10 protein-coding genes are annotated in these 11,806 nt (G+C 47.5%); 5 read left to right on the top strand and 5 right to left on the bottom strand.

Annotation, left to right across the window (positions count from 1 at the left end):
- Window positions 1–137 precede the first annotated feature (137 nt).
- Window positions 138–1,496: an MBL fold metallo-hydrolase RNA specificity domain-containing protein gene (locus EOPP23_RS08000; RefSeq protein ID WP_153765434.1), complete on the top strand. Its 1,359-nt coding sequence runs from the start codon at window positions 138–140 to the stop codon at window positions 1,494–1,496.
- 2 nt (window positions 1,497–1,498) lie between these two features.
- Here the strand turns inward: EOPP23_RS08000 and EOPP23_RS07995 are convergent, their stop codons facing one another.
- Window positions 1,499–3,007 carry a YifB family Mg chelatase-like AAA ATPase gene (locus EOPP23_RS07995; protein WP_153765433.1) on the bottom strand — a complete coding sequence of 503 codons (1,509 nt, stop codon included), beginning with the start codon at window positions 3,005–3,007 and terminating at the stop codon, window positions 1,499–1,501.
- Window positions 3,008–3,175: 168 nt separating this feature from the next.
- Here EOPP23_RS07995 and EOPP23_RS07990 point away from each other — a divergent pair, with 168 nt between their 5' ends.
- Window positions 3,176–4,090, top strand: coding sequence for a hypothetical protein (locus tag EOPP23_RS07990; RefSeq protein ID WP_153765432.1), 915 nt, complete (start codon window positions 3,176–3,178; stop codon window positions 4,088–4,090).
- A gap of 98 nt (window positions 4,091–4,188) precedes the next feature.
- On the opposite strand, the gene EOPP23_RS07985 is transcribed toward EOPP23_RS07990, so the two are convergent.
- Both EOPP23_RS07985 and EOPP23_RS07980 read right to left on the bottom strand, forming a co-directional pair.
- Window positions 4,189–4,431: an accessory factor UbiK family protein gene (locus EOPP23_RS07985; RefSeq protein ID WP_153765431.1), complete on the bottom strand. Its 243-nt coding sequence runs from the start codon at window positions 4,429–4,431 to the stop codon at window positions 4,189–4,191.
- Window positions 4,432–4,490: 59 nt separating this feature from the next.
- A complete protein-coding gene (locus tag EOPP23_RS07980) occupies window positions 4,491–5,687 on the bottom strand; it encodes a PilT/PilU family type 4a pilus ATPase (RefSeq protein ID WP_153765430.1) in 1,197 nt (398 codons plus the stop codon).
- Window positions 5,688–6,141: 454 nt separating this feature from the next.
- Here EOPP23_RS07980 and glnK point away from each other — a divergent pair, with 454 nt between their 5' ends.
- Window positions 6,142–6,480 (top strand): P-II family nitrogen regulator, encoded by a 339-nt coding sequence (gene glnK / locus EOPP23_RS07975; protein ID WP_153765429.1) that lies wholly within the window; start codon window positions 6,142–6,144, stop codon window positions 6,478–6,480.
- Window positions 6,481–6,559: 79 nt separating this feature from the next.
- A complete protein-coding gene (locus EOPP23_RS07970) occupies window positions 6,560–7,810 on the top strand; it encodes an ammonium transporter (RefSeq protein WP_370514712.1) in 1,251 nt (416 codons plus the stop codon).
- 201 nt (window positions 7,811–8,011) lie between these two features.
- Here EOPP23_RS07970 and EOPP23_RS07965 read toward each other — a convergent pair whose 3' ends face one another.
- Window positions 8,012–9,256: a protein kinase gene (locus EOPP23_RS07965; RefSeq protein ID WP_153765427.1), complete on the bottom strand. Its 1,245-nt coding sequence runs from the start codon at window positions 9,254–9,256 to the stop codon at window positions 8,012–8,014.
- Between the two features lie 417 nt (window positions 9,257–9,673).
- Here EOPP23_RS07965 and EOPP23_RS07960 point away from each other — a divergent pair, with 417 nt between their 5' ends.
- The gene (locus EOPP23_RS07960; RefSeq protein ID WP_370514711.1) at window positions 9,674–10,546 is read left to right on the top strand and encodes a tetratricopeptide repeat protein; all 873 of its coding nucleotides are present in this window, start codon (window positions 9,674–9,676) and stop codon (window positions 10,544–10,546) included.
- On the opposite strand, the gene arsJ is transcribed toward EOPP23_RS07960, so the two are convergent.
- Window positions 10,543–11,799, bottom strand: a complete 1,257-nt coding sequence (arsJ, locus tag EOPP23_RS07955) for an organoarsenical effux MFS transporter ArsJ (RefSeq protein WP_153765426.1) — start codon at window positions 11,797–11,799, stop codon at window positions 10,543–10,545. The genes EOPP23_RS07960 and arsJ overlap by 4 nt on opposite strands.
- Window positions 11,800–11,806 lie beyond the last annotated feature (7 nt).

The raw sequence follows: 11,806 nt of genomic DNA, 5'->3' as shown, positions 1-11,806 counted from the left end.
GTTATCTGTTCCGATAGTACGTATCCGGACATACGAATGCATAAGCTCTATCTCTGCCATCGATGGAGATAGAGCAACGTAATTTTCAGTTATGTGTGTTAACACATCTAAGTGGATGTACGGCAAGGAGAAGGTGAATGGAACTGCAATTTCTCGGAGCTACGGGTACCGTCACCGGCTCAAAGTATCTGGTTACCATTGATGATAAGAAGATACTGGTGGACTGCGGGCTCTATCAGGGTGTTAAACATTACCGTCAGATGAACCGCCAGCCTTTACCTGTAAAGGCTGAAGAGCTTAGTGCCATTGTTCTGACTCATGCTCATCTGGATCACAGCGGATATCTGCCTCTGTTGATCAAACAGGGCTATAGCGGTGCTGTTTATGCAACGCCAGGAACCTGTGAACTCTGTAAAATTCTGCTGCCTGATTCCGGCTTTCTTCAGGAAGAAGATGCCAAATACGCAAAATATAAAGGCTACTCCAAGCACAACCCTCCCCTGCCACTCTATACCGAAGAAGATGCCAGAAGGGCTTTGAAGCATTTGTGGCCCTCTCCTTTTGGCGAGTTTCATGAAATTCTGCCGGGTATCACCATTCGTTTCCGTCCAGCAGGGCATATTCTTGGTGCCGCTTGCGTAGAGCTGTTTGATGGTCATGAAATGCTGGTATTCACTGGCGATGTGGGCAGACCTGATGATGTGATCATGTATCCGCCGGAATCCCTGAAACGGGCTGATTACCTGGTCATGGAGTCCACCTATGGTGATCGAACTCACTTATCTATGGATGCTGAAGAAGCTCTGGCTTCTGCAATTACTGAAACGGCTTCGGCTGGCGGCACGGTTCTGATTCCCGCTTTTGCTGTTGGGCGGGCTCAGATGGTTCTGCACATACTGGAAAAGCTCAGAGCAGATAACCGCATTCCCAAACTACCTATTTATCTAAACAGTCCAATGGCGATTAAAGCGACAGAAGTCTTTCATCGTTTCCATGAAAAGCACCGCCTGACAGAAGATGATTGTCGTCGCATAGATAGTATGACGCATTACGTCAGAACCATTGAGGAATCAAAGGCGCTGGCTGATCAGTCCTTCCCCGGGATTATCGTTTCTGCCAGTGGTATGGCCAGTGGCGGGCGGGTACTGCATCACCTGAAACATATTTTGCCAAACCATCGAAACAGCGTTTTGTTTGTTGGCTACCAGGCCATGGGTACTCGGGGAGAGAAGCTGGTAAATGGCGCTGCCAGTATCAAAATACACGGGCAGGATGTACCGGTTCGAGCAAAGATCAGAGACTTTGATGGTTTTTCTGCCCATGCGGACAGTGGCCAGATTGTCAGCTGGCTTAAGAGTATCAAGACACCGCCCAGACAGGTTTTTGTCACCCATGGCGAAGAATCAGCCGCAGCGGCTATGGCTGAAAAAGTGTCTGCAGAACTCGGCTGGAATGCAAGGGTGCCGGAGTTACTGGAAAAGGTGACGCTAAAATAGCTTCAGGCAGGTTCCCGATCCAGCTTTCGGTAATGAATTGCTTCGGCTAAATGCTGCTTGCTGATCTGCTCTTCCAGAGACAGATCAGCGAGAGTTCTGGAAACCCTGAGAATACGATGCACGGCTCTGGCTGAATAACCCAGCTTGTCACAAAGTCGTGTCAGGTAATCCTGATCAGCCTTTTCCAGCTTGCAGTACTTCTCTATCTCGGCAGGTTTGAGCATGGCATTGTATTTACCCTGCCGTGTCATTTGTGTCTGCCGGGCAGAAATCACTTTTTGACGGATATTTCCAGAATTCAGGTCATCATTGTCAGGTGCAGAAAACAATGTTGCTGTTTTCTGGGTAGACACTTCAACATGAAGGTCAATCCTGTCCAGTAGCGGCCCTGACAGTTTGTTGCGATATTTTCTGACCTGCTCCGGAGTGCAGCGGCAGCTCTTTTGGCTGTCACCCTGATAGCCACAGGGACAAGGGTTCATAGCGGCAACCAGCTGAAAACTGGCGGGAAAGCAGGCCTGTCCTTTTGCCCTTGAGATCACCACCTCTCCTGTTTCCAGAGGTTCTCTCAGTACTTCCAAAGCGACACGGGAAAACTCCGGGAACTCATCCATAAACAAAACCCCGTTATGGGCAAAGCTGATCTCCCCCGGCTTTGGCTGACTCCCGCCACCAACAAGAGAGACTGCTGACGACGTGTGGTGCGGTGTTCTGAAAGGTCGCTGCTTCCAGTCGGGAGGTGTGCTGATAGATGACAATGTATGTATGGCTGTTACTTCCAGAGCTTCCTGTTCATTGAGTCCAGGCAGAATGCCGGGCAGTCGACTGGCCAGCATGGTTTTTCCTGTGCCGGGTGGTCCATAAAGCAGTAGATGATGAGCACCAGCGGCTGAGGTCATCAGCGCTTTTTTTGCCTGCATCTGTCCTCGTATATCCGAGAGATCCGGATAGGTAACAGATTTACTCTCAGGTTTTGTTGATACTTCCTGAAGTTGCTCTTTTCCTAAAATGTGAGCACAGGTCGCAAGCAGGTCTGCAGCCGCCAGTATTCGGGAGTCAGGGCACAGTGCCGCGGTTTGAGCATTTAATTGGGGAAGAACCAGTGTCCTTTTAGCCTCTGTGGCGGAAATAGCTGCAGGCAGTGCGCCTGATATTGAACGTAGAGTCCCTGTTAAAGCCAGCTCACCAATAAACTCAGTGTTTTCAAGAGGTTCTGTGGGCAACTGCCCCGATGCAGCCAGAATGCCCAGAGCAATAGGCAGGTCGAATCGGCCTCCCTCTTTTGGGAGATCTGCAGGTGCCAGGTTGATGGTTATTCGTGAAGTAGGAAACTCAAAACCGCTGTTTAAAATAGCACTTCGAACTCTGTCTTTACTTTCTCGAACCGCAGCTTCCGGCAACCCAACAATATTCAATGCCGGAAGCCCTGCAGAAAGGTGAACCTCAACAGAAACCGCAGGTGCATGAAGGCCGCACTTGGCTCGGGAATTTACAACAGCCAGCCGTGTCATGAGCATCCTAAAAGAATTCTGATTGGTATATATAGAGCAGGAAAGGTTAGCAGTTTTTTGAACGCGAACACTTTTTAATCACTGAAGTGATACGAGAGGTGCTTTTTCTGTTCATAAGCAGTTTTGTTAATGGCTATTTCAGGCTGCTTGTATGGTTAGTCCTGTTTCTTGCAATGTCAGTATTTCAATCTACTTTTTATTGCTGATATCCATTTATATGTAAATAAGTTAATGAATTTAAAAAAGCTTCAGCATCGATTACAAACTATTTTCAGGGATACTGTTTTCAACTTTTGTTTGGCAAGAACAACGAAGTTGAAAACAACGTTGTTGAAATTGCTCCCGGTAATTATGTTGCTGGTCTTATGCCTGCTTCCTGGTCAGGAAGTTTATGCAGGACTTGGAATGAACATTAAAAGTACTGTGGTAGCGGCTTTTGCTTCGGTTATTATTATGGGGCCAGTCTATTTCTTTTATGACCATTACTTTTTGAACCCTGACATTCAGGTTACCCATCTTCCTGAGTATTACATCGAATATAAAGTGGCTGACAAGCAGGGAAACCTTATGGAAGGTGCCTGGAGTCATCTGAAAGAGGTTCATGATGCTTCACGCGAACCTGAGGAACCTTTGTTGCTCAAACCAGAAAAGTTAATTAAAACGGATAAGCTCTCTGAAACTGACAAGACTGTTGATACATTGAAAACAGTCGTCTGGGAGTACGGTATAAAGCTGACTGATGAAGTTGAGCGCAAAAGGTTCAGAGATAATTTATCAGCATACAGTGCAGTGTGTATTGGCGTTGGGAAAATCACTCCTCGGAAGCAGCTGAAAGAGTCGCTCAACCGTTGCATTTCATTAATGGCAAAACAGCCAAAAACGGCTGAGTTTAGAAGATCATTTGCAGCAAAAGCTCAGAACTCTGAAAATTTACTAGAACTTGCTGTGAATCAGGATAATCATTATCCAGTCTTTAAGGTGGTGGATAGCCAGCTGAAGACGTTACTGCCCTGGATAAAGAAATATAGCGTTGCTGTATTACCGGAAGGCAGTATGAAACTGCAAACGACTGGCTTGAATTAAAGTCAGGGAAAGAGCGAGCTGTGACCGCAGCAGGATAGATACACCTTTCAAACAGCCTCTAAAAGCAAGGTACCAGCATGAAACTGGTACCTTTTACCTTATTTGCCTTCCAGTTCAGCGACTTTCTTTTCAAGTGCTTCCAGGCGTTCTCGGGTATGACGAAGAACAGCGACTTGAGTGTCAAACTCGTCGCGGCTGACCAGATCAAACTTTGACAGAGCACTGCCCACCAGAGCGCGCATGTTGTGCTCAATGTCTTCTCTGGTTTTGCTCTTTTCGCCACCCAGAATCTCGCCGGCTTTACCGGCGATGTTGTTAATAATGGCTGCCTTGTCGATCATAACGGCTCTCGGCTTGTCTCAAAATTGAATCGGGCAAGCATACCACGGGACTCTGACTATCAGGCAATATCCGCCAGCAGGTCATCGTCATCATCGTCTTCAATCGCTTCAAGCGAAAGGCTGCCTGTGCCAGAACTGTTAGTTGGAGCAGGTGGCTTTGGTGGAGCACTTCTCTCTGGAGTCTTGCTGGCCTTTTCACCGGCAGACAGTTTGACCTTCAAACGCAGGTTGTTGGCTGAGTCGGCGTTCTTCATAGCTTCATCCAGTGAAATCAGACCTTCCTGATAAAGCTGGAACAGAGCGCCGTCGAATGTCTTCATACCCAGCTCTGCTGATTTCTCCATGGTTTCCTTGATCTTTTCAAACTGTCCTTTGAGGATATGTTCCTGAATCGTAGGAGTACCGAGAAGAATCTCTACCGCTGCCACACGCTTCTTATCTACGGTAGGAATCAGTCGCTGGGAAACAAAGGCACGCAGGTTCATGGACAGATCCATCAACAGCTGGTTACGACGTTCTTCCGGGAAGAAGTTGATAATACGGTCCAGTGCCTGGTTAGCATTATTGGCGTGCAGGGTTGAGATACAGAGATGACCGGTTTCAGCAAAGGCCAGTGCGTGTTCCATGGTCTCACGGTCACGAATCTCGCCAATCAGAATAACGTCAGGAGCCTGACGCAGAGTATTCTTCAGTGCCTCATCAAAGCTGCGGGTATCCACGCCCACTTCTCGCTGGTTAACGATGCAGCGCTTGTGCTTATGGATAAACTCTATCGGGTCTTCAATGGTGATGATATGACCGGTACTGTTGCTGTTCCGATGATCAATCAGTGCGGCAAGGGAAGTGGATTTACCAGAGCCGGTGCCACCGACAAACAGAACCAGACCACGCTTGGCCATAATAATCTCTGGCAGAATCTTCGGCATGCGAAGGTCTTTCAGGTTAGGGATCTCGGTCTTGATATTACGGGCAACGATGGACACTTCATTGCGTTGTTTGAAGATATTGACTCGAAAACGCCCCTGACTGTGCAGGGAGAGTGCCAGGTTCATTTCCAGTTCGCGCTCAAAGATTTCTCTTTGTTCAGCATCCATGATGTCGTGTGCAACCTGGGCAATTTCGCCCGGCACCAGTGCTTTTTTAGACAGTGGTTTGAGTACGCCATGAAACTTGGCGCAAGGTGGTGCACCAGTACTCAGGTAGAGGTCTGAACCATCGTTAGCGGCAAGAACCTTCAGGTAATTTTTAAACTCCAAGACAAGCTTCCGAATGCAATCGATTATTGTTTTAAAAAATAGTGTTGGAGGGCTTTGTAGCGCATTACTTGCTATCGGGTCATAGAATCAGCTCTGTTATGTGACGACTGTCTCATAAAAGCAGACCTGTTTTACAGACGGTTACTTATCTCGGAGAAGTTACCATCAGAGCAAAAATAATTGCGTCAGCCTGTGTGATTTATCTTTAATGCATCGTTTCAGTGCGCTAGCCCTAATCTGGATATTTTACTGATCTAATCCGGTGCATCCTTCTTTTCCAATCCCTTTCGCCCATAGCCTTCTATTCTATAAAAAGCCCTTAATTCAGGTGTCTACACCAAGTTGGCACACCCCCTGCTATAGCTATCACAACAGGTGCTGGCAGAAGCAGTCTCATCGTCAGCTGAACCAATGTTCTAAATAATCAGTTAACAGAACTGTCAGGAGCGCTTATATGAAGCTGGTATCCGCCATCATTAAACCCTTCAAGCTCGACGATGTTCGGGAAGCCCTTTCCGATATCGGTGTGCAGGGTATCACTGTGACCGAAGTAAAAGGTTTTGGTCGTCAGAAAGGTCATACCGAACTCTACCGTGGTGCTGAATACGTGGTGGACTTCCTTCCCAAGGTAAAGCTGGAAGCGGCTATCTCTGATGAGCTTCTGGATCAGGTCATTGAAGCGGTTTCTAACGCTGCTAACACCGGCAAGATTGGTGACGGCAAGATTTTTGTCACCGAACTGGAACAGATCATTCGTATCCGGACCGGTGAAACCGGTGTAGACGCCATCTGATTTTTAATTTTGTGAGCCTCATCCCTCATATATTGCGGCTCATGAAACAGGCTTAAGAAGAAAAATACTGGAGAATCCTGTGGAAAACCTCACTCAGGTGTCCTACGCCCTGGACACATTTTATTTCTTGATATCGGGCGTACTGGTAATGTGGATGGCGGCCGGTTTCGCCATGCTGGAAGCGGGTCTGGTTCGTTCCAAGAATACCGTTGAAATTCTTACCAAGAACATTGCGCTGTTTGCCATTGCCTGCACCATGTACTTGATCTGCGGTTACGCCATTATGTATCCGGGGACCAATGAAGGTGGCATTCTACCTGTCCTTGGTTCTCTGATCGGCGCAGAGAACGGTGTTGATGCCGTTACGGCAGGTGGTGACGATGCACCTTACTACTCACTGCGCTCTGACTTCTTCTTCCAGGTAGTGTTTGTCGCAACTGCAATGTCCATCGTGTCGGGTGCCGTTGCTGAGCGTATGAAGCTCTGGTCCTTCCTGCTGTTTGCCGTATTCATGACCGGCTTTATCTATCCGGTTCAGGGTTTCTGGAAGTGGGGTGGTGGTTTCCTGAATGAAGCCGGTTTCCAGGACTTCGCCGGTTCCGGTGTCGTACACATGGCCGGTGCTGCTGCAGCGCTTGCTGGTGTTCTGCTGCTGGGTGCTCGTAAAGGCAAATACGGCAAAGACGGTTCCATTAACCCGATGCCGGGTGCCAACCTGCCAATGGCAACACTGGGTACTTTCATCCTGTGGATGGGCTGGTTCGGCTTCAACGGTGGCTCTCAACTGAAACTGTCTGATGTAGAGAATGCGAACGCTGTCGCTCAGATCTTTGTTAACACCAATGCCGGTGCGGCTGGTGGTGTAATCGCTGCTCTGATTGCCGCCCGCATTCTGTTCGGTAAGGCTGACCTGACTATGGCCCTCAACGGTGCACTGGCTGGCCTGGTAGCGATTACTGCTGAACCTCTGACGCCTACTGCGGTAGAAGCAACATTGATTGGTGCGGTCGGTGGTGCGCTGGTTGTCTTCGCCATTGTTGCTCTGGACAAGCTGCGTATCGATGATCCGGTTGGTGCTATCTCGGTACACGGTGTTGTGGGTGTCTGGGGTCTGCTGGCAGTCACCTTTACCAACGGTGATGCGACGCTGGGCAGTCAGCTGCTGGGTATCGCCTCCATCTTTGCTTGGGTATTCGGTGCTTCACTGATCGTTTGGGGTGCGATCAAGGCAATCGTTGGCCTGCGTATCTCTGAAGAAGAAGAGTACGAAGGGGCTGACCTGACTGAATGCGGCATGGAAGCTTATCCGGAGTTTACTGGTAAGCAGTGATCCTGGATTGATATGAAAACGAAGGGCGCTTTATGCGCCCTTCGTCGTTGTTTCTAAATAATAATATCTGCTGTATCCAGTGTCTGATAAAAGTGGATAAGTTGGCGATCTTTTACCGTTCAGATATGAGCCGCTATTACCTTTGACATATCGGGCGAGGCCTGAACAAAGTGCTAAAGGTTGCACCAGGGCAGGAAATTATTACGTGAGCTGCTTTTGAATATCCTGCAGCGTCTGTATAGCCTGATCAAGAGTAATTCTCTGCTCGGGTTTTTCCCGGGTCATATAGCCAATAAGTTCTATAAGCTGGTCAGTCTGCTTGCTTTTCACGGTTACTTTGCTACGCAGTAGCGCTTTTTTATCGTCATCGTTGAGCCTGGCATAACTCCGTATCCGTTTTTTTCGAGTAATGTAGTCAGAGTATTCTTTTCTTTCTCCTTTTGAGTTAAAGACAGCTGGAGAATAATCAAAAGCTATCTCAATAATAAACAACCCAAGACTCCAGACCTCTGAAGAGAAATCATAGCTTACAGAATGCTTAAGGATTTCCGGAGCCATAGACTCCAGAGTTCCACAGTAGCTATTGCACCGCGTTAATCCATGCAGTTTTTTGCAGAAACCAAAATCAACCAGTTTGATTTTTCCGCTATTGAAGTCATAAAGAACATTTTCAGGTTTGATGTCTCGATATATAAAGTCATGATCGTGAAGAAACTTAATAACCTCACAGAGCTCGAGCCCCCAGTTCACAGAGACATTAATAGGTTCCGGTAAATCTGTAACAGGCTTTATATTGCTGGAGCGGCAGCCGTAAACGGCATAATAGGATTCAATACCTTCAACATATTCCATAATGGATGCTCTGATTTGATAGTTTTCAGCATCCAGAACGGGAAAATCGTCTGCAGAAGTAATGAAACAATAGAGCTCATTTTCTGTATGTTGCAGTAGCAGACCGTGGCATTGTGTAATTCCCTGATGACAGGGAACCTGTAAAGCGGATATTTCACCTTTGGCGCACCCAAGGTAGGCAGGTTTAGCTCTACCATTGAATAGTTTTACCGCTAATACAGTTCCATTATTATCCTTATATCTTTTTACAACCGATGTCCCACCCTCGGCAATTTCTCCGTTCCGGACAGGAGTGAGCCTATATAGTTTTAGAAGAGCATCGTTGATGCTATCTGCCTCTATCGTTGTAAGATCGCTTTTAGGACAAAGCGTCGCTCTTCGTTCCGGTGTAATAGATACTTTGCGTTTCTTGCTGACCGGTGAAGAGCAGTCGGCATTGACTGAATCACTAAGGCCGAATGTTGGTTCTTCCAAGCCTACTAAATGCCCAAACACTCTAGTGCAGGGCGTAGAATAGTTCTGGTCAGTGGTATCTGCCGCCATAATTACAGGGGGTTCTGATGGTGATTTGTCAGAAAAGAGCGGAGTTGCCATAGTCAGTTGCCTGAATAGTTTTGCCTCTTATTGAGACCATAAAGAAGCAGTGAATACTCAGTAGTTTGTCAGTACTGCTGACAAACTGGTCAGGATGAAGCAGATTGTGTCGAAAAAAGTCCTTGCTGATACAGAGTATTAAGAGGCTGTTTGAAAAGTATCTGTCCTACTGCGGTCACAGTAAATTGATCTAAAAATGTGTTTTTGTTCGTCAAATAGCCAGCTATTCTCCTCTCAAAACCGCATTTTTATACTCAATTTCCTGCAATCCTCGCTACGGACGATACTTATCAAACAGCCTCAAAGAGGCGTATCTTGGAGATCGATAGGAAGTTTGTTGTTTTTTACTCTAATTGACCGCTAAAGTGGTTGAAGAAGCTGTCTCTGCTAAATAAAAAACAAGGGCTATCAAAAACAGTGAAACAATTCGATTTCAGGCTGGTTATGCTAATCGTGATACTGGCATTCTCATCACTTCGTGCCGGCGCCGCAGAAACACCCAAAGCCGATATTGATGAGCCTCTCTATAAACCGTTTATTGAACGTTACATTCTTGATGAGCTGAAATTGCTTCGACAGGATTTGCAGTTTATGCGAACTGAGATGACTAACAAGGTGGCTGAAGCCCGGCTGGAGGCTACTGATCGGGCTGTTCGATATACAACGGACACCGTCAACAACATCTTCTTTATTATTACGGGTGCGGCTTCGATTCTGGTATTGCTGGGTTGGCGATCGTTACGGGAGGTCAGGGAAACGGTGACCTCACAGGTTGAGCGACAGGTCTCCGAGATGACACTGGAATATGAAAAGCGATTGAACGAGCTGGAGACAAAACTGGTTGTCCGATCAGAACAGATCATCTCTGCTCAGGAAAAGATATCTGAAACCAACCAGGTTCATTCACTCTGGATGCGTGCCGGACTTGAGAGCAACCATCACGAGCAGATTAGTATTTACGATCAAATTCTCGAGATTAATCAAAACGATGTTGAAGCTCTGACCTATAAAGCAGATTCCCTGCTGGAACTGGGTGAAGCCCGCTGGGCGCTATCTCTTGCCAATCAGGCGCTGGAACAGGATGAGGAGTATGCGCTTGCTTACTGGCAGAGAGCATGTGCAGCTGCTTCTCTTGGTCGACTTGAACCTGCGGTACGAGATATTGAAATGGCGATAATGAAATCGCCATCCTTACGGGATGAAGTCGCTGACGAGAAAGCCTTTAAGGATTTAGTCGGCCTTCCCGCCTTTGACCAACTGGCTGAGGGTGATTCTTCAGCGACGGTTTAAGAGTCCTGATGAGACTGAATATGCCTTGGCAGTGATACAGAAAGCATTGCTGCCAAAGCAACAAAACTCGCTGAAATCCACAAGCAGGCTTCTAGTCCTGCTACCTGATAGACATAGCCTGACAGTACCGTGCCAATCAATCTCCCCATAGCGTTGGCCATATAATAAAAGCCGACATCCATGGAGGCGCCGTCTTCCTTGGCATAGATGACGATCAGATAGCTGTGCAGGGAGGAATTAATGGCGAAGATTGCTCCAAACACCATTAAGCCAATGACTATAACCAGAGTGATCTGGCTGTTATCCAGATACATCAAGCCCAGCGCAATGGCTGCAGGAATACTGGCCAGCAGAGCTGCCCAGAGTGTTGCAGATTTACCGTCAGGTGTTTTGTTACTCTTTGTTTTGTAAGTGCCGCGTCCGGTAATTCGCGGTGCATTGGCCTGAACAAAGCCATAGCCAATCACCCAGAGCGCCATAAAAGCACCCACTTCGCTGGTGGACCAGCCAAGGGCATCACCAAGGAAGATGGGCAGAGCAACAACAAACCAGACATCTCTGGCACCAAACAGAAACAGTCTGGCGGCCGAAAGGCGGTTTACGGATGAACTCTTGGAGAAGATTTCAGAAAACTTGGGTTTGTTTTTGGCTTTACCCAGATCCTGCTTCAAAGACAGCAGACAGAATACCCAGACCAGAGAAAGTGCGGCAGCCATGGCAATCACGGCACCTTTGAAGCCTATCGTGGCAAGGAGAAATCCACCAAGGAAGAACCCCACACCTTTTAAAGCATTCTTGGAGCCTGTCAGCAGTGCGACCCATTTATAGAGTTTGCCTTCAGCACCCGCAGAAACCAGCCCTTTGATAGAACTCTTGGCACTCATCTTGTTCAGGTCTTTGGCAATGCCGGACAATGCCTGAGCAAACATCACCCATGGAACGACTAACATCGCGGATGGTACAGCTAGCATGGCCAGAGCCACTATCTGCATAAACAGACCAATACTCATGGTTCTGTTTAAACCAATTCTTGCGCCGAGCCAGCCACCAAAAAGGTTGGTGATGACACCGAAGAATTCATAAAACAGAAACAGCATCGCCACTTCAAAAGGGCTGTAACCCAGCATATGGAAGTGGAGCACAACCAGCATACGAAGAGCGCCGTCTGTCAGGGTAAATGCCCAGTAGTTGCCTGTGACGATCAGATACTGACGAATCTCTGGCGACAATTTTTCAGCAGTTACCCTGCCCATACGACTT

The organism is Endozoicomonas sp. OPT23 (assembly GCF_009653635.1).
In the GTDB taxonomy this organism is placed as follows: Bacteria; Pseudomonadota; Gammaproteobacteria; order Pseudomonadales; family Endozoicomonadaceae; genus Endozoicomonas_A.
The sequence above is the reverse complement of the archived record's forward strand: the minus strand, read 5'-3'. Positions and strand labels throughout refer to the sequence as shown.